The organism is Natrinema salinisoli, from assembly GCF_020405205.1.
Taxonomy (GTDB): Archaea; Halobacteriota; Halobacteria; order Halobacteriales; family Natrialbaceae; genus Natrinema; species Natrinema salinisoli.
Genome location: NZ_CP084469.1, coordinates 3,527,174 through 3,552,562, shown reverse-complemented (window position 1 = coordinate 3,552,562; position 25,389 = coordinate 3,527,174). Strand labels below are relative to the sequence as shown.

The window sequence follows — 25,389 nt, the reverse complement described above, 5'->3', positions numbered from 1 at the left end:
TTAGAACGGTTGTGCGAACGGGAGCGGCGGGTGGGGGAGGTCGACGCCGTACAGCATCAACCCGTGCGAGAGGGGGATGTAGCCGAGGACGACGAACGAAGCCCCGAGCCCGCGGTGGAGGCGAACGCGCGTGTCCGGATCGATCGACGTCAGGACGGTACCGTAGGCGAACAGGGTCGGGATCGTCCCCAGGCCGAGCGCGGCCAGCGAGAGCGCACCGCGCGTCGGCGAGCCGAGCGCGAACGCGTAGAGGTAGGCCGGATATATGATCGGACACGGCATGAAGCCGTGGAGCGCGCCGAGCGCGACGATTCCCGGCGACGTCGCGAGCCGGTCGATCCGGCTCGAGAGCAGTCCCGACAGTCGACCGAACAGCGAGCCGACGACGGGGAGCCCGTGACCGGGAACCGCAGTTCGGCCCCGGAGGTAGTACGCCCCGCTCACGATGATCGCGATCCCGACCAGAATACCGGTCGCGCCCCTGACGGAATCGCCGACCGCGGCGACGGCCTCGCTCGAAGCGATCGTCACCGCGCCCAGCAGGCCGAAGAGGCCGCCGATGGCGGCGTAACTGGCCGTCCGACCGAGATTGAATAGCGCGTGCTGTCGGACCTCGTACCCGGTGAGCGTGTCCTCGCGGCGCTTCTCGCTCGCGGCGGCGATCCGATCGGCGTAGGCCGTCACCAGCGGCCCGCACATGCCGAGACAGTGTGCGCCGGCGAGCAGTCCCACGACGACGAGGACGAGGAGGTCCGCGTTCTCGAGGCCGGCAGCGGATAGCGGCGCGGCCTCGAGTGCGAGCGACGACGGGTTCGGAGTCGCCGCGAGTGGTACTGGAACCATCTGAGAGAAGGGGGCGCTTAACTCGCGGTGCCGTTGCCGTCACCGGGATGACCGTGTCCGTGCCCGCCCTCGACCGGCGTCGTCGCGATGTACAGCGAGGCGAAGATGATGAGCAGATTGATCCCGCTGACGATGCCGGCGAGTGCGGAGTGGGTGATCCCGTAGACGAGAACCGGAACGAACGCGAGCAATCCGACGGCCGCCGCGTGTCGCGGCGTGACGCTCTCGAGAGTCATACCCAACACTGAGAGAGTCGATATCTTAAATTCTGAGGGTATTCCCACCGAACGGGAAGTCTGACCGGTTGTAAGTGGTCCACTTGCCCTACACAGCGTATGGCTTCGGCAACGGAAAAGAGCGAGACCGATCAGGTTCGCGAGATCGGTCACGAGGAGTACGATCCGGTCGGGACGGCGATCCTGATCACGATCTACTTCCTGATACTGGTACTGTTGTGGGTGTTCATGTACTTCGTCGAGTTCCTCGGTAACGGGCCGACGGTCGTCGGAGCGGTCCTGACGGTGGTGGGACTAGCGTGAACATCCACACCTACGAAAAGGCGTGGCTGGTCGCGGCCATGGTGTTGATCGTCGGCTTCATGGCGACGATCACGTACGGCGCGGTCGGTCCCGGCATCGCGATGATCGACGACGACGGCGGGACGATCGATCCCGCCGAGATCAACGACCACGAGCGCTTCGGCGACCCCGGCGTCGAGCACGTCGGCGGCAACGAGTACGAGGTCAACGTCGTCGCACAGGCGTGGGCGTACACGCCCGAGCAGATCGAAGTCCCGGCGAACAGCGAAGTCACGTTCTACGTCACGAGCCGGGACGTGACACACAGCTTCTCCGTCGTCGGGACGAACGTCAACACGATGGTCATCCCCGGGCAGATCTCGGAGATGACCGTCCGGTTCGACGAACCGGGCGAGTACGGCATCCTCTGTAACGAATACTGCGGTGAGTACCACCACACGATGGAGGGCAAACTGAACGTCGTCCCCGAAGACGAGTTCGACCTGACCGAGCTGTCCGTCGACGCTCCCAGCGAGGTCGAGGCGGGCAACGAGACGACGATCACGGCGAACGTGAGCAACGGGATGCAAGAGGACCTCGAGACGACAGTCGCACTCGAGATCGGCGATCAGGGATCCGAGCGAGACGTCACGGTCCCCGGTGACGGCAGCGAAGCAGTCGAGTTCACGGTCGACAGCGCCGAACTCGGTGAGGGAGACCACGACTGGACGGTAACCGTCGACGACCACGAGGAGACTGGAACGCTCACGGTCGTCAACGCGACCGACGGCGGTGACGAGAGCGCCGCGAACGGAGGTGATGGCGATGCGTAACGCCTACATCGACCGGTTCCCGAACGAAGCGCGGCTGATCGAGGCGGCGTTCTGGAGTTCCTTCCTCGCGCTGGCGATCGGCGGCTCGCTCGGGCTCTTGCAGGCGCTTCACCGCACCGACTTCCTCCGCATTATGGAGTCGCCGGACTACTACACCGTCCTCACCGCTCACGGCGTGTTGCTCGCGATTACGTTCACGATCTTCTTCCTCGTGGGTATCTTCACGTGGGGCGTGACGACCAGCCTCGATCGCGGGCTCGTCGACCTCCGGTTCAGCTGGGGCTGGTACGCGATGATGGTGGTCGGAACGGTGCTGGTCGGCGTCTCGATCCTCGGTGGCGTCGTGGACGCTATTCCGATGAACGCGGACGTGCTCTTTACGTTCTACGCGCCGCTGCAACCGCATCCGGCGTTTTACGTGGGGCTCGTGCTGTTCGTCGTCGGGACGTGGCTCGCCGGTGCCGACTGGTTCCGGACGTGGTTGGCCTGGCGCAGTGACAACCCCGACGAGCGGATTCCGCTGCCGACGTTCATGGCCCTGACGACGACCCTGTTCTGGTACCTCTGTACGCTCGGGGTCGCGCTGTCGATTCTCCTCCTCCTCCTTCCGTGGTCGATGGGGATCGTCGACTCCGTCAACCCGCTGCTCACCCGGACGCTGTTCTGGTACTTCGGGCACGCGGTCGTCTACTTCTGGCTGATGCCGGCGTACATGCTGTGGTACATCATGCTGCCGAAGCTCTCCGGCGGGAAGCTGTTCAGCGACCCGCTCGCACGAGTCGTCTTCGTACTCTTCCTGCTATTGTCGACGCCGACCGGGATCCACCACCAGTACCTCGATCCCGGCATCGCTGAGGGGTACAAGTTCATCGCGATGACGAACACGATGTTCTTGCTCCTCCCGAGCCTGCTGACCGCCTTCACCGTCGTCGCCAGTATGGAACACGGTGCGCGCCAGCGCGGCGGGACGGGCTATCTCGGCTGGCTCAAAGCACTGCCCTGGCGCGACCCGGTCTTCACCGGGATGGCGCTCGCGGGACTCATGTTCGCCGCGGCCGGCTTCTCCGGCATGATCAACGCGGGGATGAACATCAACTACCTCGTCCACAACACGTGGTGGATCGTCGGTCACTTCCACCTCACCGTCGGCACCGCCGTCGCGCTGACGTTCATGGCGGCCGCCTACTGGTTCATTCCGCAGGTCACCGGCAAAGAGCTCTGGAACCGCTCGCTCGGCCTGGTCCAGGTGCTGGTCTGGTTCGTCGGCATGACGTTCATGTCGAACGCGATGCACCGCTCCGGGCTGTTCGGCGTTCCCCGTCGGACCGCGGAACCGCAGTACGAGAACTTCGCGTTCGAGCCCGCCGCCGGCAGCATGGGCGAAATCAACGCGCAGGTCGCCCTCGGCGCGACGCTGTTGACGGTGTCGCTCGCCCTGTTCCTCCTGAACATGGTCATGACGTCGCTCGGCGGTTCCAGCGACGAGATCCCGGACAACACCTACGCCGAGACGCTGTCCGGGCCGGAGGACGCCCCGGTGGTCCTCGACAACCTCAAGCTCTGGACCGCCATCGCGACCGTGCTCGTCATCTTCGCGTACACGCTCCCGCTGGCGAGCATCATCGACGCCGGCGGCCTGTTCGGTCCCGGCATCGACGGCCTCCAGCTCTCCATCGGATCCGACCCCGCGGTCGCCCTCGAGCATCTCCGGGAGGTGATGCCGTAGATGCGCATCTCGAAGGGGGCGCTGCTGGTCGTCATCGCCATCCTCGTCCCGTTCATCGTCGAGTTCCGGACGGTGCTCTCGTGGTTCGGCGTCGAGATCTCCGTCCTCGAGTCGCTCGTACTGGGCGCGGTCGTCGTCCTCGCGATCGTGATCTGGGCTGTGTGGCCGCCCAACGGTGACGCGGAGGCCGAACCGACCCGCTCGAGCTGACCCGCGGTCCGATTTTTCAGAAAGCGTTGCGTTCGCGAAGGCGGGCGACGACGTCTCGAACTCGCTGTGACGAATCGCGCGGAGCGACGAGAATTCGATCGTCGAACGCGGCGACGATCAGGTCGTCGACGTCGAGCAGGGAGACGTGTGCGTCGGGCGCGGCGACGACGTTGTTCGACGCGTCGACGGAGAGGACGTCTCCGCCGACAGATTGATTCTCCGCGTCGTCGTTATCGGTCTCGAGCACCCGTCCGATGGCGTCCCACGTCCCGAGGTCGTCCCAGGTGACTGACAGCGGCGTCACGAAGACGTCGCTCGCACGCTCCATAATCGCGTAATCTACGCTGGCGGGGTCGATAGCGTCGAACCCGCAGTCGGGATCACCGTCCTCGAGCGCGTCGACCAGCGGCGCGAGCGGGGAGTCGCGCGCTTCGCGTAACAGCGCGCCGGGCGTCCAGGCGAAGATGCCGGCGTTCCAGTACGCACCGGACTCGAGGAGCCGGGTCGCCTCCTCGCGGTCGGGTTTCTCTGTGAATCGCTCGACTGAGGCGAACTCACCACTCTCGCTGAACTCGGTTCGGTCGGGGACGATGTAGCCGTACCCCGTCGCAGGTCTCGTCGGCGCGACCCCGAGCGTGACGAGGCCGTCCGTTTCGGCCGCTATTTCGGCGGCGCGCTCGAGTCGAGCTGCGAACGCCGCGTCGTCGTCGACGTGGTGATCGCTGGGCAGACAGACCAACACCGGCTCCGTCTCGAAGCGATCGCGCAGCCGCCATGCCGCGTAGACCAGCGCCGGGCCGGTATCCTTGCCGTCGGGCTCGACCAGCACGCCCGCTTCCGGTGCGTGCTCGTGAATCTCGCCGGCGAAGGACTCGCGCGTGAGGACGTGTCGTTCGTCGGCGAACGCCGTTCGGTCCATCGTCCGCGAAAGCAGCGACCGCTCCCCGACGAGCGGGAGGAACTGTTTCGGGCGATCGCTTCGGCTCGCGGGGTAGAGTCGACTTCCGGTTCCGCCGGCGAGGACGCACGCGATGACTGGCCGCTCCATCTTACCAGGTCTCGATCCGTCCTTCCCGGACGTCCTCGGCACAGCCTTCGCAATCGGGATGACCCTGCTCGTAACAGGCCGGTCGGAACTCCTCGTCGAGCTTCGCCGCCCGCTGTTCGGCGTACCGCCGGCAGACGATCTTCGCCCGTCCCGCGTCGTCCGACGGCAGCCCGCGAGCGTTCTTCGCCACCTCGTAGGAGTCTCGCGCCTCGTCGAGTTGCTCGTCGGTCGATCTGCGGAGCTCCTCGAACTGCTCGCCCGCCTCCTGAAGCGTCGAGCGGAGGAACCGCTCGATCTGACGCCGATCCGGCATTGGCTCACCATTTGGCCGCCGGGAACATATACTGTTGGCCGTCGGTATCGATCCGTCGTCAGCGGGACTCACCCGATCGCGCCGACCGGAGAGGACGACCGCGATGGCAACGACTTTGACCGAATGGACGAACGTCCGAACATGGACATTCACGATGCACTCCGGGGGATCACCTGTCCGACGGTGACGCCGTTCGACGACGGATCGATCGACGATGCCGCTCTCGCCGACCTGCTCGATCACCTGCAAGCAGGCGGCATCGACGCCGTCTTCCCCTGTGGAACGACCGGCGAGTTCCCCGCCCTGACGGCCGACGAGCAACGACACGTCATCGAGACGACGGTCGACCACGCCGAGGTCCCCGTCGTCGCGGGGGCGGCGGCGACGAGCGTCGAGGACACGATCGCGGCCATCGACCGCGCCGCCGACGCGGGTGCCGACGCCGCCGCGATCGTCGCGCCGTATTTCACGACCGCGAACGCGCCTGCTGGCAACGAACAGTTCTTCGAAGCGGTCCTCGCAGACGCGTCGCTCCCCGTCTTGCTGTACAACATTCCGCAATGTACGGGCCAGCGGATCGAACCGGAGACCGTCGCCGCCGTCGCGGACCACGAGCGGGCGATCGGAATCAAGGACTCGAGCGGCGACCTCGAGTACTTCCTCTCCGTGCTCGGGACGACGCCCGACGAGTTCCTGTGCCTGCAGGGATACGACGCGCTGCTGGTCCCCGCGCTGCGAATGGGTGCCGACGGCGGAATCAACGCGCTATCGAACGTCGTCCCCGAGGTTCTACGGGAGGCGTTCGAACGGGCCGACGACGAACGGGGTCGAGACCTCCAGCGCGACGCCATCTCGCCGCTGTTCGAGGCCTGTACGACCCACGACTTCGCCCCGGCGACGAAGACCGCACTCACCGAACGCGGCGTTATCTCCTCCGGCGAGGTCCGGCCGCCGCTCGTCGCCGTCGACGACCCCGGTTCCGAAGCGATCGGCGACGCCCTCGAGGCCGCACTCGCGGTCGGCGAGCGGTAGTGGAACCCGCCCGTTCCGATAGCGGCGGTACTCGCCCTACTGGAACTGACTCCACGACGCCGTCATGCGGTTTCTTTCACCGCCGTTCACTTCCGCTCCGGTGGCGGTAGTTTAAATACTATCGGGCGCGAACGGACGTATGCCTCCCAGTGAAACCAAAGAGGAGGCGTGAGACAATGAGCGACGTACGACAACACGCGGACGACATCCACGAGCAGTTTTCGGATCACCTCGACGTGAGCGTCGAGGACGTCGAAGAGCGCCTGACCACGCTCGTCGACGAGTACAAAGTACCGATGGACGAGGCGCGCCGGAGCGTCACCAACCACTACCTCGAGGAGGCCGGCCTCGAGCGCGAGGACATCTCGAGCAGCGACAGCGAGAAAGCCAGCGTCGAGGACGTCGACGAACCCGAGGAGTGGATCGACCTGACGGCCAAGGTCATCGAACTCTGGGACCCCCGCAGCGACTCGGTCGCGCAGGTCGGCCTGCTCGGCGACCCGACGGGGACGATCAAGTTCACCAAGTGGGCCAAATCCGACCTTCCCGCGCTCGAGGAAGGCGGCGTCTACGAGCTTCGCAACGTCGTCACCGACGAGTACCAGGGCCGGTACTCGGTCAAGCTCAATTCGACGACGGTGATCGAGGAGCTCGACGAGGACCTCGAGGTCGGCAACGACACCAGCGAGGTCGAGGGCGCACTGGTCGACATGCAAAGCGGCAGCGGGCTGATCAAGCGCTGTCCGGAGGAGGGCTGTACCCGCGTCCTCCAGAACGGCCGCTGTAACGAGCACGGCGAGGGCGAAGGCGAGTTCGATCTCCGCATCAAGGCCGTCGTCGACGACGGCATCGACGCCCACGAGGTCATCTTCGACAAGGACGCCACCGAGGACCTGACGGGCCTGAGCCTGGAGGAAGCCAAGGACATGGCGATGGACGCGCTGGACACGACCGTCGTCGCCGACGAGATCAGAGACGACATCGTCGGCACCTACTACCGCATCGAGGGGCCGACCTTCGGTCGCTACGTTCTGGCCGACGACGTCGAAGAACTGGACGAGCCAGCGGATCCAGAGGAACTGCTGATCAAAGCGAGGTCGATGTAACATGAGCCAGTCAGAACTCACCCGCGAAGTCGCCCGCCGCGTCTTCGCTTCCGAATTCAACGATTCGACGTACGCGTTCAAAGAGAGCGACGACGAGCGAGCGCCGAACTTCGCGCTCCTCCCGACGGGCGACCGCGCGAACCGCGTGTTCGTCGTCGGCACCCTCACCGAAACCGAGGACGTCGGCGACGACAGCGAGTACTGGCGCGGCCGCGTCGTCGACCCGACGGGGACGTTCTTCGTCTACGCCGGCCAGTACCAGCCCGAGGCCGCCTCGGTGCTCCGGGACACGGAGCCGCCGGAATACGTCTCCATCGTCGGCAAACCGCGCACCTACGAGACCGACGACGGGACCGTCAACGTCTCCTTGCGACCGGAGTCGATCGCGGTCGTCGACGACGCCACCCGCGACCGCTGGGTCGTCGAAACCGCCCGGCACACGCTCGATCGCATCGAGGCCTTCGAAGAGTGGGAAGCCGAACAGGAAGCGCCCGAAAGCGGTTCGACCGCACCGACGAACGAATACGCCGAGATGGCCCGCGAACGCTACGACTCGCCCGTCGTCAACTACCGCAACGACGTGATTCAGGCGCTCGAGAGCCTCGAGACCGTCGAGGACGACACGGAAGCGACGGTCTGAGCGCAGCCACTCTCGGTTTTTTTGTTTTCAGCTCGATAGCGACTTCCTCGGTCAGACCGCGATGGCGGTATCGATCGCCGCGTGAACCGTTACTCCTCCAGAACAGCCTCGAGCATCGCGCCGATCGCGTCGAACTCGTCGTCGGTGACTTCGTGGCCCGTGTCGGGATAGCACCGCTCGTCGACCGCGGCGTCAGCCTCCTCGAAGATTCGAATCGTCTCGGCGACGCGCTCGCGATCGACGCGCGGGTCGTCCGCGCCGTAGCCCACGAGGACCGGCGTGTCCTCGAGCGAGCCGTCGATCGAGGTCGAACGGAGCTCGCCGGTCGACCCGGGGAGCAGCCCCGAGAGGACGGCGAGTCCGCCGTAGCGGGCCGGATTTCGGCGGACGAACTCCGCGGCGACGCACGCGCCCTGCGAGAAGCCGGCGATGACGGTCCGCTCCGGTGGGACGTCGATTGCTCGCGCGGCCTCGACTGCGTCGGCCACGCAGTCGACGCTCGAGGAGAGCCACGGTTCGTTGTCCGCTCGCGGTGCGGTCGACGGCCGCGGATACCAGCGGCTTCGCTCGGCCTGCGGCGCGAGGACGGCGACGCCGTGTCGAGAGACCGGTTCCATGAGGTTGATGACGCCCTGTGCCGTCGCGCCGCGACCGTGACAGGCGATCAACGCTGCGTCCGCGGCCAGTGCGGGCGCACCGGCCGTGAGGAGCGGCTGACCGGCGTGGGGTCCCGAGACGGCATCCATCGAGCGGCCCGATTCCGTCATCGGTCCTCGGTACCTGCGGGTTCCTCGTCGGTCGATCGCCCCGTCGGGACCGTCAGCGCCGGGAGCTGGCTCTCGATCAAGTCCCGATCGTCCTCGAACCAGTCGGGCAGGTACAGCGATTCGCCGGGGTCCGTTCCGGCCTCACTCGCGGCGACGCCGTCGGTCTCGGTCGCCAGTTCGAAGAGGATCCCGCCCGGCTCGCGGACGTACAGCGAGTGGAAGACGTGGCGATCCTTGACGCGGGAGACGTCGTAGCCGCGGTCGTCGAAGAGGTCTCTCCACTCGTGGAGATCGTCCTCTTCCTCGACTCGGACCGCCACGTGGTGGAGCGTTCCCGTCCCCTCGCGGCCGAACGGGGCGTCCCGATCCAGCACGTCGACGACCGTGGCCCGCGATCCGGTGGCACGATACCGGATCCGATCGCCGTCTTCGGCCTCGTGTTCGAATCCCAGCGTCTCGAGCGTCCCCGCAGTCGCGTAGGGATTGACCGACAGCGCCGCGACACCGTGGAGCCCGCGGATCGCGTGCTCCGTCGGAACGGGACCAGCGGTCCAGCGTTCGATGTCCCCCGGAACCGGCGGCCCGGCCACGAGTTCGACCTGCGTCCCCGCGGGATCCTCGAACCGCAGCACTCGCTCGTCGAATCGCTCGAGCGGCCCCTCGACCGCGACGTCGTGATCCGCGAGCCGCGTCTCCCAGTACTCGAGGGAGTCGGTCGGAACCACGAACGAGACCGACTCGAGCTGTGGTTTTCCGGCCCGGCCGGGATCGCCGTGCGGGTCCGGGAAGTGAGTCAGGACCGTCCCCGGCGTCCCGTTCGCGTCGCCGAAGTAGAGGTGGTGCTGGAGGATGTCCTCGAAGTTGACCGTCTGCGTGACGAGTCGAACGCCGAGCACACCCACGTAGAAGTCGATCGCCGTCTGTGCGTCCCCGACGATCCCCGTCACGTGGTGGAGCCCCGGCGTGTCGGACAGCATGGGCCTCGATTGGGTCTCCAGATCAATAGCCTGCGTGGTCGTCGTCACCTGTACGCTGATTCGGTCGTACGAACCCGTTCACTCGTCCGCCCGTGCGCTCGCGTCGACGGCTCCCTCGTCGACGGCACCGCTCGTCTGACGAATTGTTAAGTATCGGGAACAACGAATGTAGCTATCGATGGGGAACAAGAACAAGACCATCTCGTTTCGGGTCAACGAGGACGCGTTCGAGGCGCTCCAGGCCATCGCCGAGGAGCGCGACATCTCGCTGTCCGCCGTCTTCCGGGACTACGTCGACCAGCTCGTCGAGCACGACGGGCAGGTCGAGGTCGTCCCCGAGGCCGAACTCGAGGCCCGAACCAGCGGCGACGGCGAGGGCGACGACATCTCGTTCCCGCCGACCGTCGAAGTCCCGAAGCGCTTCATCCGCGAACACGAGCGGCTGGAACTCGAGGCCGAACACCTGAGAGAACAACTCGACGAGTACAAGGGGTACGTCAACGACCTGCAGGATCGGCTCGAGGACGAGGAAGACGAGGTCCTGTTGCTCGACGAACTGGACGAGTTAGACGACGAAGACGAATCGTACCAGCTGCGGTAGCGACCCGACGACGGCCGTTCGAGTCGGCTTTTCGAGGTAATGCAGGCCGACGATAGGCACGTATCGGGAGGGACGGAACGCCGTATCTGCACTGCCACCGGAGAACTCAAAGCACGAACAGCGCCGTCAAGATCCCGAGGCCGATCGTCCCGGTCAGCAGACCGAAGAGCAGACTTCCGCCGCCAGACCGGACGTCGTCGAACGGGCTGGGAGACAGGTGGAGCGTCCCGTCGGGCGGTTGGGCCACGGTGAGGTCCCCGCTCGCCGTCGAACGCGCACTGTCGTCTCGAGTCGCGTATCCGAGAACGCTGACCGTGTTCCCCCGCTGGAGCGTCTGTTCGGCGTATTTCCGTTTACTCGCGTCGACTACCGTCCCCGTCGCCATCGGGTCCGCAGAGAGGCCATCAGTCGCGTCGATGAACTCGGCGACCCGCGGCGGTGGCGACTCCCCGTAATCAGTTTCGACGTGCACGTCGAACGAATCGAAGGAACATCGCAATCCCGCCACGGAAACGCCGTTCGACTCGAGCACTCGAGCCGGCGTGAACGTGTCATCCGTATCGTTCCCGACGGTTCGATCGGCTATATCGACGAGGACCCTCCCGCTTTCGTCTTCGACGTAAAACGGGACGGACCGAACGCCACACGCCGCGGCCTCCCAGCTTCGCGTCTTCGGGGTGTCGTACAGTTCGTCGATTTCCCACGCGGAGAGGACCGACCCCGGATCGCCTTTGATCGGGGACGTAAACGTGCTCCCCTCGCCGTTCGGGACGACCGTCCCTCGGACTCGGACGACGTTCGACGATTGTACGTCCGCGATCTCCGATCGCGGTGTCTCGCCGACCAGCATCGCTTTCTGGCGCTGTTTCCACCCGATATAGACGGAGAGGCAGCCCGCGAGCAAGAGGAGAACGCCGATCCACATCGCGAGTTCCCTGAGGACGCTACCGACCCAGCCCCCGGCGAACGATACCGATAGCAACACGAGCGGTGATAGTTACCGAACGATGATAATTGTACTCCACCGCACCCAGCGCGGCTACAAAACGGACTTCTCACCGTGGTCTGCAGAAACGGAAGTCGAGAGGAACCGATCCGAGACCGGTCAGCGCCCACTACTCGAGGAGTCCAGTTATCGCTCGAGTTGTTGTTTCGCCCGTCGAATCTCGTCGTACTTCTCGTCCGCGCCGTCGACGCGAGCGAGTCCCTCAGCCGCCTCGAGCGTCCGAACGCCGTTGTCGAGGAAGGAGAGGACGTCGCCGGAGTAGGCGTAGACCATGTAGTCGTCGGTCATCACGTCGACGATCGCGTCCGGGCCGAGTCCCTGCGCGCGCAACTCGAGCAGGTACTGGATGAACTTCCGCTCGGGGCAGCCACAATAGGGGTTGTTGTCACAGCCGCAGTCGAGGAAGTCCTGCGTGAAATCGAGAACCCGGTCCCGCGTCGCGTCGTCGAGTTTCTCGAGGCCGTCGCCCTGGAAGAGCATGTCCAGCGTCGCGCCCTTGAACGCTCCCTTGGGGATGTTCGTCTCGAGCTGGGAGCTGAGCTGACGGTGGTTCTTGATGTAGATCTTGTCGGTGATGGCCACGCTTGTCGGGTCTACCGGCCGTGTGCCGAAAAACGTCTCGGTCGCGAGCGGGGCTCGAGTGGGGTGAGATACCACGGATCACTCACGACGGTCGAAATCGCGCGGCACGGAGTCGCACACACGATCGCAGAGTCGTAACGTATTTTAGTCCAACCGGCTGTAGAGTAACCTGTAAGCGTGTCCGGGTTGGGGTAGTGGTTATCCTTCAGCCTTGTGGAGGCTGAGACGCGGGTTCGATTCTCGCACCCGGACTTTTTCGCGACGAGTAACACGAGGAGCGGAAAAGCCGGAAGGCGAGAATCGAATCAGGGAGTGGAGCGAACGCAGTGAGCGGAACGACCGTGGTTCGATTCTCGCACCCGAACGTTCTGTAGCGTCATCGCGAACGGAGTGAGTGGCGGTTCTCGAGTTACAGCGTGATCGTCTCTCCATCGTCGGGGACGAGAACGTTCTCCGTCCCCGAGCGCAATTCCTCGCGTGTGAGCAGGCAGTGGTTGATGGCTTCCATGTGAACGACGACAACCGTTGCGTCGGTGGCTTCGCGGACGGTGGAGACGTCCTCGACGCCCATCGTGATCGGCTCGCCCTGATTGAACTGTGCTTCACCGCCGTTGAGGACGACCATGTCGGGGTCGAACCGCTCGAGCGTCCGTTCGACCTGATCGTACCAGACCGTGTCGCCAGCGATGTACAGCGTCTCGTCGGCCTCGAGAACGAACCCCGAGACTGGCCCCATCTTTTCGGCTAACTCCCCGTGCCCGTGACGACCGGGCGTCCGGGAGATGGTGACGCCGTCGAACGAGACCGAATCGTCGACGGGACGCACGTCGGTGAACCCCTCGTCGGCGAACGCATCCGCCTCGGCGGGCTGACAGAACAACGGGACGGCTGCGTCGAGTTCCGCTTTCGCGGCGTCGTCGAAGTGGTCAGTATGACGGTGGGTGACGATCACTGCATCGTAGGACAGATCCACGTCGGGCATCGGGACGAGCGGATTCCGGCGATCGTTCGGTGTATTCTGTATCGACGGGTTCTCTCCGGGGGACGCAAACAGCGGATCGACGAGAAACGTCGTCTCGCCGACGGTCACGAGGAGCGTGGCGTTACGGACGAGCGTGACGCTACTATTGGAGTTCGGTGACATACGACGTATCCTTTAGCGAGGGGCAGGTTGTGGCTTGCGGTGGATCGGCCCCAATGCACCTGTTGTGTGAACTCGACCTCGTCGCCAACGAAGTGAACGCGGTTCGTTCCCGTCGATTCTCGCATCCGGGCCGGTTCTCTATTCGCCCGAACTGTTCGTCTCACCGAAGCGCAGCTTTTTATGTCTCGTTCCGCCAGTAGATGGCATGGTTCACGGGCTGGAGCCGACCGAGGAGTACGACGGCTCCATCGTCGTCCATCTCCTGGACGACACGGCGGGGAGAGAGAAAATCCGCTGCGGATCGTACGAGGAAGCGATCGCTGTCGTGAAGGAGAACTACCGCTCGGTCACGGTCGCGAAGATCGTCGACCGGGACGGAAACGTCGTATTCACGTCTTCGGACATGAATATCGACGACTGGGAGACCGAGTGGGAACACGCGAAACGTCGCCTGTCCGTCGACGTCGAGGAGTACGATTGTCCGTACGACAACGTCGCCTGTTTCGCCGACGATCACTGCATTCAGTGCCAGATCGACGCCGTCAAGGAAGCGTACTGAACTCGAGTCCCACCGGCGCCTCGAGGTACCTGTTCACTCCGCGCCCTCGAGGAACTCGGTCAGCCGTTCGACGAAGTACGCCGGTCGCTCCTCGGGGATCCAGTGGCCGGCGCGCTCGATGACCTCGCTTTCGACGTCGGTCGCGACCGCCTCCATGTCCCTGACCGGGAGTTCGCGGAAGGACGCCGCGCCGCCGAGGGCGAGGACGGGGATCTCGAGGGGGTCCTGAGCGTGGTCTTGGTTGTGCTCTGCGTCGGCATCGTAGGCGCGGTAGTACTCGAAGCCGCCCCGCAGCCCGCCGGCCTGGGAGTAACAGCGGACGTACTCCTCGCGGGCGTCGTCGTCGATCGCCGTCGGGTCGTACGCCCCTTCGCCGTAGAACCAGTCGAGATAGAGCCGCTCTCGGCCGGCGACCAGCCGTTCCGGCAGGTCGCGAACGCTGTGAAAGCGGGTGTGCCAGAGTTTCTTCTTCTGATCCTCGTTGACGCCCGGGAGTCCCGCCTCGAGAACGCAGAGGGCGCGGACATCCTCGCGGTACTGAGCGGCGTAGGCGTAGGCCGTCGGCATCCCCCAGTCGTGGCCGACGAGCGCGATCGGCTCGTCGTCGAACCCGAGGTGGGCGACGAGTTCCCGCACGTCGGTCGCGACCGTGTCCTTGTCGTACCCCGAGACTGGCGCTTCGGAGTCCCCCAATCCGCGAAGGTCCGGTGCGATGACGGTGTACTCCGCCGCGAGTTTCGGAATCACGTCTCGCCACTCGTACCAAGTCTGTGGCCAGCCGTGGAGCAACACCAGCGGGGGGCCGTCACCGGCGGTCACGTAGTGCAGTTTGACACCGTTGACGCGGGCGCGTCCGTGCTCGAGATCGTCACCTGTCATCGTACAACGGAATGAGGTGGCTAATATATCAGCCTTCGGCTGTGAACCCGCCGACATGCAGTCGGTACGATCGGCGATCCACCCCACGGATAGATATCGAGGGACAGTGTACCAGTGATCGATGACCGAGACGGACGAGACGTTCGAATGTGACGCCTGTGGCGATCGGGTGTCGCTCGACGAAGCGCGCCGAACGAAGACGATAGGCGGACTCGATCCGAGGACGTGGTAGACGCTTTGCTGTCCGGTCTGCGGATCGCGACTGAAGACCGTCTTCGTCGGCGAGTGAGGTCCCGGCGAACTGCGCGGTGGGACGCGCTCGAGCGGAACCGATGATGGCTCTTTCATGGTCTCGGGTTTAGGAGGGGCGGCCCGTACGTCGGTCTATGGCGGACGCTCGACTCGGCGGCACGCTCGAGGGGACGCGGCGGAACGCCGCGCTGGCCTGGGGTATCACGGTCGTCCTCGTCGTACTCGCGATCGATCACGGATTGACGGACTCCTACCGCTGGTTCGCGTTCACCGGGTTCGCGGTCGCGATCGTGGTGCTTCCGGTCGTCGCGTTTCGGGATCCGCTGGTGATGCCACCCTGGGAGCTGTTGGCTCTCGTTTTGCTCCCCGTCCTCAACGCCACGGTGCTCGGCGAGACGTTTCTGACGTCGATCACCGTCTACGTCGCCGTCGCCGCGGTCGCGCTGGTCGCCACCGTCGAGATCGACCGGTTCACTGCGGTCCGAATGAACCACCCGTTCGCGGTCGTGGTGGTCGTCCTGACGACCCTCGCCGTCGCCGGGGCCTGGAACGTGGCACAGTGGGTCGCCGACGTGACCGTCGGGACCGACTACCTCCTGGGCGGCCGCTCACAGGACGCGGCCAACCGCGCGTTGATGATCGAATTCGCCTACGCGGCGCTTGCGGGTCTGGGCGCGGGCATCGTTTTCGACCGCTATTTTCGATCCTACGGCGTGGAGGGGCGCGATCGACCACACGAACCCACGGCACAGGAGACATCGCCCGACGCCAAATCCGATCCCGTCCCGGCGCTGATTCGCGGTCGGTTAGACGTTCCCGACGAAACCGTTAGACGGCTCTCCCGCGTCATGCAGCTAGCCCTCGCCGCCGTCCTGCTCTACGGGATCGCTATTCGCGACATGACGACGGTCTCGAACGCCGCCATCGCGCTGGCGATCACTTTCCTTCCCGCTATCCTCGAGCGGGACTACCGGCTGCCCCTCGAGCCGGGGCTCGTCTTCTGGCTGACGGCGGCGGTATTTCTCCACGTCCTCGGCTCGGCCGGGTTGTACGGGAGTATCGGCCAGTGGGATAGCCTGACGCACACGGTTTCCGCGTCGATCGTCGCCGCCGCGGGGTACGCCGTCGTCCGGGCGATCGACCTCCACACCGACGAGATCTACGTTCCCCCGGCGATGCTGTTCGCGTTCATCCTCGTGTTCGTGCTGGCCTTCGGCGTCGTCTGGGAGCTCATGGAGTTCGCGATCGACTGGAGCGCCCAACGGCTCGGCCTCGAGGCGGTTCTCGCCCAGCACGGGCTCGACGATACGATCGTCGATCTCGTCTACAACGTCGTCGGTGCCGTGATCGCCGCGATCTGGGGCTCGTTCTACCTCACCGATCTCTCCCACCGCATCGCCGGGCGACTCGGAGAATAGCGTCGTCTCGATTCGCGCTCACAAACGATGGAGCACGGGACCGCGCTCACTCCGCCGCGTCGGTCAGTCGCTGTACCTCCTCCTCGCGGAGCGAGAGCTGCGACGCGGCGACGTTCGACTCGAGGTGCTCGGTGTCGGACGTGCCCGGGATCGGCAGGACGACGTCCGAGCGCTCGAGCAGCCACGCCAGCGCCACCTGCCGCCGCGTCGCGTCGTGATCGTCGGCGATCTCGTCGAGGAGATCGCCGTGTTCGGCCAGATCGTCGCCGTTGATCGGGGCCCACGGGATGAAGCCGATGCCCTCGTCGTCACAGATCTCGAGGACCTCTCGACTCCCGCGGTCGTTCAGATTGTACCGGTTCTGGACGGTTTCGACCTCGACCTGTTCACGGGCGCGATCGAGGAGTTCGGCGGAGACGTTACTGACCCCGACCGCGTCGACGAATCCCTCGTCTTTGAGTTCCGCGAACGTCGCGACGGAGTCCTCGAAGTCGGTGTCACTGTCCGGCCGGTGGAACTGATAGAGATCGATGGTATCGGTCTGGAGTCGGTCCAGCGACGTGAGTACCTGATTGCGGATGTAGTCCGGATCGCCGTGAGCGATCCAGTCGCCCTCGCTGTTGCGCAGCAGGCCGGCCTTGGTCGCGACCAGCACGTCGTCGGGGTCGCCGATCGCCTCGCCGATGAGTCGTTCGCTCACGGCCGGGCCGTAGGAGTCGGCCGTGTCGATGAGATCGACGCCGCAATCGACCGCGTGCCGGACGACCTCGCGCGCGGTCTCCTCGTCCTCGGGCGATCCGATGATGTCTTCCCCGGTGATCCGCATCGCACCGAACCCCAGCCGGTTGACGGTCGAATCGCCGATCTCGAACGTGCCGCTCTCGTTTGTGATCGAGTTACTGCTCACGTTTCTACTACCGAGCCACGGGCGGATAACCGTTGGCGGTTCCGAGGGACTTGCCGGAAACCGAGGGGACTCGGCTCTCGTCGCTGCCAGTCCCTACGAATCGGACAGTTCTCGAGTGCACCACCATACTGTCGCCTGGCGTGTGTCATGGTACCTACCCACAGTGAATAAATAAATACGGATCCAAGATACCGTGTGGTGGCGCTCGAACAACTCCACGCCGCACTCATCGGCGTCCTCCTGCTCATCGCGGTAGGGGTCAGCATTCCGGTTCTCGGGCGGATCGTCCGGGACGGCCTCGAGCGACGGCGCAAACGACAGGCCGGAGAACTGGAACGCTATTCCGAAGACGAGGAGTACGACCGAGCTGCCCGTACCCCCAGACCGGGCGACGATCCAACGGCGAACCGCCGTGTGACGTGTCGCGAGTGTGGGACGAAGAACGATCCCGCGTTTACGTACTGTCGTCACTGTACAACCCCTCTGTGAATCACGGGTTCGAACGAACGCGAAAACACGCGGCTCGGAACCGAAACCCAGCGGGCGATCCGTCTGACGGATCGCGAACTACTACTATTGCTCTGGAGACTTCCGCGATTCGCGACGAACGGCGTACTCGAGCCCGCCTTCCGACGTCGAATCCAGTTAGACGCCCCCGTCCAGTCGTGCCGAACACGTCGAGATCGAACGGAGCATCGATCCGCCAGTGTCGAACGCTCGCTCGTCGATCGGAGCGCCTGCACCGAGGACACTCGAGCGAACCAACGAAAGTCTGCGAATATGAGAAGCGGTAGCATTCTCCGCACCTTCCCGATAACGGTAATCGAGATGGTGACCGGTACCGTTCAGGTGCTGGCACCCGTTACGGTAACCGATGTCCGAGGACCACTCCGATCACGACCACCACCACGAGCGAGTCGACGAGGGCGTCGACGACCGCGAAACCTGGGCCCGCCGTCGTCGCGAGGGCGTCCCGACGAACGAGAACCTCCTCGTCGTCGCCTGCATGGACGAGCGGATCCCCATCGAGGACGCGCTGGGGATCGAGCTCGGCGACGCGCAGGTGTTCCGAAACGCGGGCGGAAAAGTAACGGACGACGTCATCCGCTCGGCCGCACTGACGACGAACTTCTTCGACACCGACGAGATCATCGTCATCAACCACACCGACTGTGGCATGATGAGCGCCCCCGACGACGCCGTTCGCGACGGACTCGAGGCACAGACCGGCGGTCTCGAGGACGCGGATCTCGATCCGTCGCTCCCCGAGTTGACCATCGGGGACGCCGACGTGATGGACTGGGTGAAGATGACGGACGACATAGACGAAGCCTGTGCGGCACAGGTGGAGTTCCTCCGCGAGTCGTCGTTCATCCCTGACGACGTGACCGTGACGGGATACGTCTACGAGGTCGAATCGGGCGAACTCCGCCGGCCCGGCGACCGCGTCGGCGAGGAGATCAGCGAGCGCCGAGTGTAAGCCGAAGCGGTTCCGTCGCGGTAGTCGTCGATATCGGCCCGCGATGGGCCACGTGACGGGCCACCGCAGTCACAGTCGAGCCGTCACCTGACGATCCAGTCGAACCCGCCAGCACAGGTCGTTGTACTGCCGAGTCCGCCGTCGTCGTCGAACCTGAGATCGTGTTCCTGACCGCGCTCGCCACAGGAAACCGTTTTCGACCACGTCCGCGCGTGCTCGTCGGGGCCCTGGATAATATAGACGGTGACGTCACCACGGGTCCAGCCCTCGAGCGGTTCCGTGGTGGTCTCGTTCGGGCCGACGACGAACGACTGACTGTTGACGCCCTCGTCGATCAGTGTCACGTTCCGGTAGCCGCTCGGCCAGACGAGTTCGGCGTACGTCACGCGCGTTCGCTCACCGCCGCTCGTCGTCACCTCGAAGTTGAGATAGCCGGCGGCATCTAGATCGTCGACGGTGTAGGCGGTCACGTGGTAGGTGACGTTGTGGTCGTTTTCGAGCGTGACGACCGGTTCGGGGGTTCCCGTCGTAGCGGCGACACCGACGAGTACCGCGCCGAGGAGGAGCGCACACAGGAGCAGTACGGAGCGGCGGGTGACCATAGTTCCGGTTTAGAACGTGATCGTAAAAATACGTCTCTTTCGGCGGAAGAGACCGATCGGTTCGGCCCGAGATGGTTTACTCGAAGGAGTACCGATAGGAATAATTACAGGGCGCGATGACTGCGAGTAGAGAGCGAATGCCCTCCAGACGCCAGCTCCTCGCCGGTCTCGGAGTCACGGTGGCCGGTGGAGCCAGTGCAGCAACGACGGCAGCGCCCGAGCCGGTATCGTCGTCACCGTTCGACTGGCCGATGTTCCAGTACGATCCCGCCGGAACCGGCTACAACCCCGACGCGGCCGGACCGAAAGATGACGTGCAGGTCGCCTGGGTTCACGACTCGACGGACTGGTTTCGGGGCGCGAGTGCGCCCGTTCGACTCGGGGACACCCTCTACGCCGTCGGCGACGGGTTGCTCGCACTCGAGGTCGACAGCGGCGAACGACGGTTCGGGCGGCGGGGGCCGTATACCTCGAGTCCGGCCGCCGCCCACGCACCGTCGTATCGGACGGCGACGCTCGCGGCGACATCGACCGGTGGCGTGTACGGCCTGAACGCGGACGGCGGGATCGGCGTTCCGGGACTCGATCGCGGCCTCGGGAGCCAGCGGTGGGTCGGACCGGGACCCGGTCGGGCGCGGCCGACGATCGAGCACCAGCCCGCGGTGAATCCCGTTACGGTCGATGACACGGTGTACGCGGCGGTTCACGGCACGAACGACATCGTGGCACTGGACGCGAACAGCGGATCGGAACGCTGGCGCGTTACACACCACGAAGACGACATCGTCAGCGTCTCGTTCGGGCGGCCGACGGTCCGCGACGGGACGCTGTTCGTCGCCAACTGGCCCAATCAGGTTTCCGCCTACGATCGCGAAGACGGGACGGAACGCTGGCAGCGGAAGCTCGAGGACCAGATGCAGTTGTGCACACCGGCGACGGATCAGGGGATCGTCGTCACGTCACGAAACGGCGTCGCGTTACTGGACGCCGACGACGGAGAGGCCCTCTGGCGGCGCGACCTCGACGGCAACGCGATCGACGGGACCGCCGCCGTCGCCGACGGAACGGTCTTTCTGAGCGACGGCGACGAGCGTTTCTATGCGCTCGACCTCGAGACGGGCGAGACGCTGTGGTCGGTGCCGTTCGAGCGGGAAACGACGCCGGTCGTCGCCGACGGGATGGTGTACGCCGTGGAGACGAACGAGTCACTGATCGGCCTCGACGCCGAAACCGGGACGAAACGGTTCAGATACGAGCCGCCGGAAATACCGCTGTCGCCACCGATCGTCGGGAACGGAGTCCTGTACGCGGTCAACCGAGGGCGAATCGTCGCGCTGGAGGAGTCGCGATGAGAGACGAACGGGAGCACGGATCGAGCGGTCGCCCCGAACCGATGCCGGTCGAACGCGGTGGACCGACGATCTCCAGCGCCGTCGCTGCTCGACTTCGCGCCGACCCGACGCTCTGGACGCCGTTTCTCGTCGCGGGCTGTCTCCTCTTCCTCATCGACCTCTGTCGGCAGCGCGACTCCATCCCCGCTGTCACGGGGATCGAGGAGTCGACGGTTCACGTCTCGTACGCCGTATTTCCGAGGGGAACGACCACGCTACATCGACCGCTCGGTGCTCTCGTCGACCTTCAGCAACCGCTGTTCTGGTACGCCCTCGGTCTCGAGATCGCGGCCATCGTTGCGATCGCTGTCGCCGGCTGGCTGACGATGGCGCGAGCGAGCGACGAGCCGTTCCAGCCGAATCGATTCCTCGTCTACGTCAGTAGCGTGTTTCTCCTCGACCTGCTCTTTCGAGTCGTCGATGCGATCGGGCTCGAGTACACCGGCGGAAGCCTACTGGTCGAGCTGGCGATCCTCGCACTCGTGATGGGCGCTTTCGTTCGTCTCTTTCTGGTTCCGGTGACGATGCTCCGCCAGGGCGGGATCGTTCGTCCGGTCGGCGCGAGCTGGCGGTACTCGCGGGGACACGGACTCACGCTGTTCGGGGTGATCGTCGTCGTCGGTATCGGCTCGTGGACGCTCGCACAGGTCCCGACGTTCGTCCGCGTTCCGGAACTCGGGACGGTCCTCAGCACGACGATCGCCGGGACCGTACACGCCGTCTCGCTGGTCGTTCTGTACGACCAGTGTACCGACGAGTGACGAAGAGTGTCCTCGCTCATACCGACATTTGGTCGAAGGAGTCACCGTCCTCAGGGCGGCGACCACACGCGACGACCGGCTCGAGACCGCGATGAGGGAGCCAGCCACGAACTCGTGGAGGCCCACTCTCGATCACTCACTGGGCGTCGCGGTGCCCCGAGCGAACTCCCGAACCGGCCAGTAGCCGATCGTCGGACGATCGAATTCCGCCAGCGTCAGGTGTTCAGATCTCTCTATTAGCGGCCGGAGTCGACGATTCAGATGGCAGTTGCCCCCGATCCGTCGCCACAGCGGTGTGAGAAAGTCCTGGCTCCGTCCGATCAGGCCGTCGGACCGGACGTGGTCCAGAAACCGGAACTCGCCGTCGTCTCGAAGCACTCGAGCGATCTCCGCCAGCATCGGCTCCATCGACGGCACCGAACAGAATACGCCGCATTCCACGACGTAGTCGAACGCGTCCGTCTCGTAGGGGAGCGACTCCCCGCGCCCGCTGACCAGCGCCATGTCGACGGTGCTGTCTGCGATCGTCTCGCGAGCGCGCTGCCGCATCGTCGGATCCGGCTCGAGGCCGTGGAGGGTCGCCCCGTGCTCGAGCGACGCCTCGTAGTACGGCACCATCGACCCCGTTCCCAGGCCGATCTCCAGGATCCGCCCCTCGAGCCCCGCCGCCAGATACTCCCGATGTTTCGGTGCCTGCACCCGCTCGAAGTACCACTGTACCGGATCGTACAGCGCAGCAACGACGGGATGGAACTCGATATCTCCCCCAGACATATTCCCTATCCAGACACGTTCGTAGGTATACAAATGCGTTCGGGTGCGCCGTTTTCGACCGGCTTCGTTTCTCACCCTTTCCAGCTGATTAGCGTCGTGACTCGAGCGGATTCCCGATCACAACCGGCTCTCGCCTCCCGAATTCGGGTGTCACCGAGACGATCGCAAAACTACCAGCGGTTCCGTCTCCACTACGCAGTTTCGGGTGTCGATATCGATCGCCGCGGCCGCCACTCGTGACCGATATCACGCATCAACAGCGCATTATCGAACGCGACTCCGTCGGCCGGAATTGCCGTCTCGAAAAAGCTCGCGTGGACGTCCTCGACGGCGAGGGGTTTCACGTGCCACTCGTCGGTGGCGAGCTCGATACCGTTCAACTGCGTGCCGTCCGGCGACGGACAGTAGCCGACGCCACCGCACTCGTGATACGCGGACGCGGACGAGAGGTCCGGAAAAATACTGTCTTCGGGAAACGTGTCCGTCTCGGTAGCTGAAACCGACATACTGACGCCGTCCGTCTCGTTTTCCATCCGAAGCTCGTAGCGACCGCCGCCTTCCGTGACGGTGAAGTCCGCGTGGAAGTGTCGACCGAAGGTTCGTGATCCGACGAGACTGTTCAACCGTGACGAGGTATCCCGTCGCGGCACGTACACGCCCGTCTTCGTCGCACCACCTTCGTCCCACTCGACTCCGATTCGATGGGCCGCGTTCTCGGAGGTGACCCCTACTGCTGCGGGGAGCCCACGCAATCGCATCTCCCGCAGACGGATACAGCAGATACCGCCGATGGCTCGAGGACCGTCGGGCCCCGCGACAGTGCGGGGGCGGAACTGATCGGGAAGAACCGACTCGAGCGGTTCGGGACTAATCCGGAAATTTACGAGGATGCGCCGATCGATGACCCCGCGGATCGTAGGCGGCCAGTACACGGATACCAGTAGTGTAACCGGACCAATATACCGTTCGATTACAACGGAACTCACGATAGCTGTTCAGATGTGATTCGCAGCGAGGTGGTCCGGGTGGCTTCGCTTCCCGGTCATTGGCGACGCACTGACTGCTCGAGTGGTCTCTGATCCCTCGCTGGCAGGGACCTGTCTGGTTCAAATCCGGTCGAATTCCATACGTGCGACTTGCAGTGTTGCTCACCGCAAAAGTATGCCGCCTCCCGGATTTGAACCGGGGACAGCTCGATCTTCAGTCGAGTGCTCTCCCAGTCTGAGCTAAGGCGGCTCACTTCTTCCTCCGTCCATGGTATAAAAAAGGATTTCGAATCGGGATCGTCGTTCCGCCCCGCTTACACGACCCCGCACCACGATTCGACAGTTCGAGTACATCAAGAATAACCAATAACGAAGCCAATACACGCAAATCCATGTGAGATTACCGCTGTCTGTTGGAATTATAGATATTCAAGGCACCCTTTTGCGCCCTGGGGGGTAATATCGTGTTATGGAAGCTCTTACCTCGAGTCAGGAGGTGCAAGAACTCGACGCCGACACGATCCTCGAGTTGCTGGCGAACCGACGCCGGCGGTACCTCCTCTACGCGTTACGCGGACGGGAGGACCCGATCGAACTCTCGACGTTGGCCGAAACCGTCGCGGGGTGGGAGCACGACGTCCCGCCCGACGAGGTCGCAAAAAACGAGTACAAGAGCGTCTACGTCTCGTCGGTTCAGTGTCACGTCCCGAAACTGGACGATGCGGGTGTCGTCGATCACGACGAAGACAACCACACCGTCGTCCTCGCGGACAGCTTCGAGCAACTCGAGCCGTACCTGCGAGTCGTCGTCGAAGACGAGCCCGAAAACTCGACGCTGCACGCGGCCTTGCAGACCGACTCGGGAGACGGGCTCCTCGGCCAGATTCGGGAGAACGTCGCCCGACTCAAGCAGTGACTACTCCCGATTCGGATCGGCGTAGCGGGATAGTAACTGATTATCCGACTCGAGATCTCGACTGCGGTCGTGTACCGATCACGGCTTTTCTCTCGACCCCACCCGATCGCGTCACGTGAGAGTACGCGTCCGGTCGACAGTGCCCGGCGACTCGAGTGAAGTCGACTTGTCATCGTAGCGGGTCTGTACTCGCAGTTGTTCGCGACAGCAACAGTGGGCTCGGGCGGGTTCGAACCGAAGCAAGACGGTCGCTCTCGTATTCGCTCGAGCGCTGCGACTTGCAGGGTTCGAACCGCTCTCGCATCCATTTCTCTGGCTCACTGTCGTTCGCAAGAGAAATGGGCTCGGGCGGGTTCGAACCACCGACCTCGGCCTTGTAAAGGCCGCGTCATGACCAGCTAGACCACGAGCCCGTATCCGGACCGAGACGGTCCGTCCGAATAACCTTTACTCTCTGGCGGTGGAGAAATCGTCCATGGCACTCGAGTACGTATGGAAAGGGCTTCTCGTGATTGCCGCTCTCTCCATCGTCGGCGTCGTCCTCGTTCAGGCCGGATTCGTCTCTGCACCGTGGGGCCCCGACAGCGGAGAAGTCCGCATCTCCGATGGTGGGTCCGACGGGTCTGCCAACGAAACCGACGAGCCGAAGGCCGTCGTCGACGTCGAGATCGCGGACGATCCCGCCGAACGCTACACGGGACTGAGCGACCACGATTCCCTCGAGCCCGGCGACGGGATGTTATTCGTCTACGACGAGGAACAGGACCTGACCTTCGTGATGCGAGAGATGGACTTCGACATCGATATCATCTACATCGGCGCGGACGGCGAGATCACGTCGATCCACCACGCCCGCGCACCTCGTCCGGGCGAGGACGGCGAAACCCTCCAGTACCCCGGCCGCGGGAAGTGGGTTCTCGAAGTCCCACGCGGGTACGCGAACGAGACCGGCATCGAGGTCGGCGACGAGGTCGAAATCGACCTCGAGTCGAACCAGACTACCATCACGAGCGTCTACTCGAGCGGGCTCGATCGACTCGCCGCGACGACGGATTCCGACGTGAGCCCACCGAAAGCCATCGCAGCGGGACCTCATTCGATTCGTCGGTAATCCTTAT

General features: G+C 64.5%; 30 protein-coding genes and 3 tRNA genes. 17 read left to right on the top strand and 16 right to left on the bottom strand.

The annotated features are described in order from the left end of the window. Both LDB05_RS17565 and LDB05_RS17560 read right to left on the bottom strand, forming a co-directional pair. A complete protein-coding gene (locus LDB05_RS17565) occupies positions 1–843 on the bottom strand; it encodes a sulfite exporter TauE/SafE family protein (RefSeq protein WP_226005266.1) in 843 nt (280 codons plus the stop codon). A gap of 17 nt (positions 844–860) precedes the next feature. After that, positions 861–1,079: a DUF8131 family protein gene (locus LDB05_RS17560; protein ID WP_226005265.1), complete on the bottom strand. Its 219-nt coding sequence runs from the start codon at positions 1,077–1,079 to the stop codon at positions 861–863. Positions 1,080–1,178: 99 nt separating this feature from the next. Between LDB05_RS17560 and LDB05_RS17555 the strand changes: the two genes are divergently transcribed. Genes LDB05_RS17555 through LDB05_RS17540 form a run of 4 tightly spaced genes read left to right on the top strand, consistent with a single transcriptional unit; the run spans position 1,179 to position 4,130 of the window. Then, positions 1,179–1,382: a hypothetical protein gene (locus LDB05_RS17555; RefSeq protein ID WP_226005264.1), complete on the top strand. Its 204-nt coding sequence runs from the start codon at positions 1,179–1,181 to the stop codon at positions 1,380–1,382. Next, entirely contained in the window at positions 1,379–2,194 is an 816-nt protein-coding gene (locus tag LDB05_RS17550; RefSeq protein WP_226005263.1) for a cytochrome c oxidase subunit II, read from the top strand. The genes LDB05_RS17555 and LDB05_RS17550 overlap by 4 nt, the downstream gene beginning before the upstream one ends. After that, positions 2,181–3,920, top strand: a complete 1,740-nt coding sequence (locus LDB05_RS17545; RefSeq protein ID WP_226005262.1) for a b(o/a)3-type cytochrome-c oxidase subunit 1 — start codon at positions 2,181–2,183, stop codon at positions 3,918–3,920. The genes LDB05_RS17550 and LDB05_RS17545 overlap by 14 nt, the downstream gene beginning before the upstream one ends. Next, on the top strand, positions 3,921–4,130 hold the full coding sequence (locus tag LDB05_RS17540) for a CbaC protein (protein ID WP_226005261.1): 210 nt from the start codon (positions 3,921–3,923) through the stop codon (positions 4,128–4,130). A 16-nt stretch (positions 4,131–4,146) separates the two neighbouring features. On the opposite strand, the gene LDB05_RS17535 is transcribed toward LDB05_RS17540, so the two are convergent. Both LDB05_RS17535 and LDB05_RS17530 read right to left on the bottom strand, forming a co-directional pair. Continuing rightward, positions 4,147–5,178, bottom strand: a complete 1,032-nt coding sequence (locus LDB05_RS17535) for a mannose-1-phosphate guanylyltransferase (RefSeq protein WP_226005260.1) — start codon at positions 5,176–5,178, stop codon at positions 4,147–4,149. 1 nt (position 5,179) lies between these two features. Then, positions 5,180–5,491, bottom strand: a complete 312-nt coding sequence (locus LDB05_RS17530; RefSeq protein ID WP_226005259.1) for a DUF7091 family protein — start codon at positions 5,489–5,491, stop codon at positions 5,180–5,182. A gap of 141 nt (positions 5,492–5,632) precedes the next feature. On the opposite strand from LDB05_RS17530, the gene LDB05_RS17525 reads away from it, so the two are divergent. From LDB05_RS17525 to LDB05_RS17515, 3 genes are all read left to right on the top strand, one after another. Next, complete coding sequence (locus LDB05_RS17525; protein ID WP_226005258.1) at positions 5,633–6,523, top strand: dihydrodipicolinate synthase family protein; 891 nt, start codon at positions 5,633–5,635, stop codon at positions 6,521–6,523. 176 nt (positions 6,524–6,699) lie between these two features. Further along, complete coding sequence (locus LDB05_RS17520; RefSeq protein ID WP_226005257.1) at positions 6,700–7,629, top strand: replication factor A; 930 nt, start codon at positions 6,700–6,702, stop codon at positions 7,627–7,629. 1 nt (position 7,630) lies between these two features. Next, the gene (locus LDB05_RS17515) at positions 7,631–8,269 is read left to right on the top strand and encodes an RPA family protein (protein ID WP_226005256.1); all 639 of its coding nucleotides are present in this window, start codon (positions 7,631–7,633) and stop codon (positions 8,267–8,269) included. 89 nt (positions 8,270–8,358) lie between these two features. On the opposite strand, the gene LDB05_RS17510 is transcribed toward LDB05_RS17515, so the two are convergent. Both LDB05_RS17510 and LDB05_RS17505 read right to left on the bottom strand, forming a co-directional pair. Beyond that, a complete protein-coding gene (locus LDB05_RS17510) occupies positions 8,359–9,036 on the bottom strand; it encodes an alpha/beta hydrolase (RefSeq protein WP_226005255.1) in 678 nt (225 codons plus the stop codon). Next, complete coding sequence (locus LDB05_RS17505; RefSeq protein WP_226005254.1) at positions 9,033–10,013, bottom strand: VOC family protein; 981 nt, start codon at positions 10,011–10,013, stop codon at positions 9,033–9,035. The genes LDB05_RS17510 and LDB05_RS17505 overlap by 4 nt, the downstream gene beginning before the upstream one ends. 178 nt (positions 10,014–10,191) lie before the next feature. On the opposite strand from LDB05_RS17505, the gene LDB05_RS17500 reads away from it, so the two are divergent. Beyond that, complete coding sequence (locus tag LDB05_RS17500; RefSeq protein ID WP_226005253.1) at positions 10,192–10,614, top strand: DUF8146 domain-containing protein; 423 nt, start codon at positions 10,192–10,194, stop codon at positions 10,612–10,614. Between the two features lie 106 nt (positions 10,615–10,720). Here LDB05_RS17500 and LDB05_RS17495 read toward each other — a convergent pair whose 3' ends face one another. Then, positions 10,721–11,599 (bottom strand): hypothetical protein, encoded by an 879-nt coding sequence (locus LDB05_RS17495; RefSeq protein WP_226005252.1) that lies wholly within the window; start codon positions 11,597–11,599, stop codon positions 10,721–10,723. 147 nt (positions 11,600–11,746) lie between these two features. Then, positions 11,747–12,202 carry a DUF5814 domain-containing protein gene (locus tag LDB05_RS17490; protein ID WP_226005251.1) on the bottom strand — a complete coding sequence of 152 codons (456 nt, stop codon included), beginning with the start codon at positions 12,200–12,202 and terminating at the stop codon, positions 11,747–11,749. A 180-nt stretch (positions 12,203–12,382) separates the two neighbouring features. Between LDB05_RS17490 and LDB05_RS17485 the strand changes: the two genes are divergently transcribed. Then, positions 12,383–12,454: transfer RNA gene (locus tag LDB05_RS17485), tRNA-His, on the top strand. A gap of 157 nt (positions 12,455–12,611) precedes the next feature. On the opposite strand, the gene LDB05_RS17480 is transcribed toward LDB05_RS17485, so the two are convergent. Beyond that, complete coding sequence (locus LDB05_RS17480) at positions 12,612–13,346, bottom strand: MBL fold metallo-hydrolase (protein ID WP_226005250.1); 735 nt, start codon at positions 13,344–13,346, stop codon at positions 12,612–12,614. 205 nt (positions 13,347–13,551) lie between these two features. On the opposite strand from LDB05_RS17480, the gene LDB05_RS17475 reads away from it, so the two are divergent. Beyond that, on the top strand, positions 13,552–13,905 hold the full coding sequence (locus LDB05_RS17475; protein WP_226005249.1) for a hypothetical protein: 354 nt from the start codon (positions 13,552–13,554) through the stop codon (positions 13,903–13,905). A 33-nt stretch (positions 13,906–13,938) separates the two neighbouring features. Here LDB05_RS17475 and LDB05_RS17470 read toward each other — a convergent pair whose 3' ends face one another. Next, the gene (locus tag LDB05_RS17470) at positions 13,939–14,784 is read right to left on the bottom strand and encodes an alpha/beta fold hydrolase (protein WP_226005248.1); all 846 of its coding nucleotides are present in this window, start codon (positions 14,782–14,784) and stop codon (positions 13,939–13,941) included. 386 nt (positions 14,785–15,170) lie between these two features. Here LDB05_RS17470 and LDB05_RS17465 point away from each other — a divergent pair, with 386 nt between their 5' ends. Next, positions 15,171–16,454: a DUF2238 domain-containing protein gene (locus tag LDB05_RS17465; RefSeq protein ID WP_226005247.1), complete on the top strand. Its 1,284-nt coding sequence runs from the start codon at positions 15,171–15,173 to the stop codon at positions 16,452–16,454. Between the two features lie 46 nt (positions 16,455–16,500). Here the strand turns inward: LDB05_RS17465 and LDB05_RS17460 are convergent, their stop codons facing one another. Further along, entirely contained in the window at positions 16,501–17,361 is an 861-nt protein-coding gene (locus LDB05_RS17460) for an aldo/keto reductase (protein WP_226005246.1), read from the bottom strand. 198 nt (positions 17,362–17,559) lie between these two features. Here LDB05_RS17460 and LDB05_RS17455 point away from each other — a divergent pair, with 198 nt between their 5' ends. Together LDB05_RS17455 and LDB05_RS17450 are read left to right on the top strand one after the other, a co-directional pair. Next, entirely contained in the window at positions 17,560–17,850 is a 291-nt protein-coding gene (locus LDB05_RS17455) for a DUF7577 domain-containing protein (protein WP_226005245.1), read from the top strand. Between the two features lie 385 nt (positions 17,851–18,235). Then, a complete protein-coding gene (locus LDB05_RS17450; protein ID WP_226005244.1) occupies positions 18,236–18,841 on the top strand; it encodes a beta-class carbonic anhydrase in 606 nt (201 codons plus the stop codon). Between the two features lie 83 nt (positions 18,842–18,924). On the opposite strand, the gene LDB05_RS17445 is transcribed toward LDB05_RS17450, so the two are convergent. Continuing rightward, positions 18,925–19,443, bottom strand: a complete 519-nt coding sequence (locus LDB05_RS17445; RefSeq protein WP_226005243.1) for a hypothetical protein — start codon at positions 19,441–19,443, stop codon at positions 18,925–18,927. 137 nt (positions 19,444–19,580) lie between these two features. Here LDB05_RS17445 and LDB05_RS17440 point away from each other — a divergent pair, with 137 nt between their 5' ends. Continuing rightward, complete coding sequence (locus tag LDB05_RS17440; RefSeq protein ID WP_226005242.1) at positions 19,581–20,795, top strand: outer membrane protein assembly factor BamB family protein; 1,215 nt, start codon at positions 19,581–19,583, stop codon at positions 20,793–20,795. Continuing rightward, positions 20,792–21,595 carry a hypothetical protein gene (locus tag LDB05_RS17435; RefSeq protein ID WP_226005241.1) on the top strand — a complete coding sequence of 268 codons (804 nt, stop codon included), beginning with the start codon at positions 20,792–20,794 and terminating at the stop codon, positions 21,593–21,595. The genes LDB05_RS17440 and LDB05_RS17435 overlap by 4 nt, the downstream gene beginning before the upstream one ends. A 132-nt stretch (positions 21,596–21,727) precedes the next feature. Here the strand turns inward: LDB05_RS17435 and LDB05_RS17430 are convergent, their stop codons facing one another. The 3 genes from LDB05_RS17430 to LDB05_RS17420 all read right to left on the bottom strand — a co-directional run bounded on the left by LDB05_RS17430 (position 21,728) and on the right by LDB05_RS17420 (position 23,605). Continuing rightward, positions 21,728–22,369 carry a class I SAM-dependent methyltransferase gene (locus tag LDB05_RS17430; RefSeq protein ID WP_226005240.1) on the bottom strand — a complete coding sequence of 214 codons (642 nt, stop codon included), beginning with the start codon at positions 22,367–22,369 and terminating at the stop codon, positions 21,728–21,730. Positions 22,370–22,560: 191 nt separating this feature from the next. Then, positions 22,561–23,301 carry a DUF2071 domain-containing protein gene (locus LDB05_RS17425; RefSeq protein ID WP_226005239.1) on the bottom strand — a complete coding sequence of 247 codons (741 nt, stop codon included), beginning with the start codon at positions 23,299–23,301 and terminating at the stop codon, positions 22,561–22,563. 230 nt (positions 23,302–23,531) lie between these two features. Continuing rightward, a tRNA-Phe gene (locus LDB05_RS17420) sits at positions 23,532–23,605 on the bottom strand. Positions 23,606–23,824: 219 nt separating this feature from the next. Here LDB05_RS17420 and LDB05_RS17415 point away from each other — a divergent pair. Continuing rightward, on the top strand, positions 23,825–24,271 hold the full coding sequence (locus LDB05_RS17415) for a DUF7344 domain-containing protein (RefSeq protein ID WP_226005238.1): 447 nt from the start codon (positions 23,825–23,827) through the stop codon (positions 24,269–24,271). 339 nt (positions 24,272–24,610) lie between these two features. Here the strand turns inward: LDB05_RS17415 and LDB05_RS17410 are convergent. Next, a tRNA-Val gene (locus LDB05_RS17410) sits at positions 24,611–24,684 on the bottom strand. Between the two features lie 62 nt (positions 24,685–24,746). Between LDB05_RS17410 and LDB05_RS17405 the strand changes: the two genes are divergently transcribed. After that, complete coding sequence (locus LDB05_RS17405) at positions 24,747–25,382, top strand: DUF192 domain-containing protein (protein WP_226005237.1); 636 nt, start codon at positions 24,747–24,749, stop codon at positions 25,380–25,382. Positions 25,383–25,389: the final 7 nt, after the last annotated feature.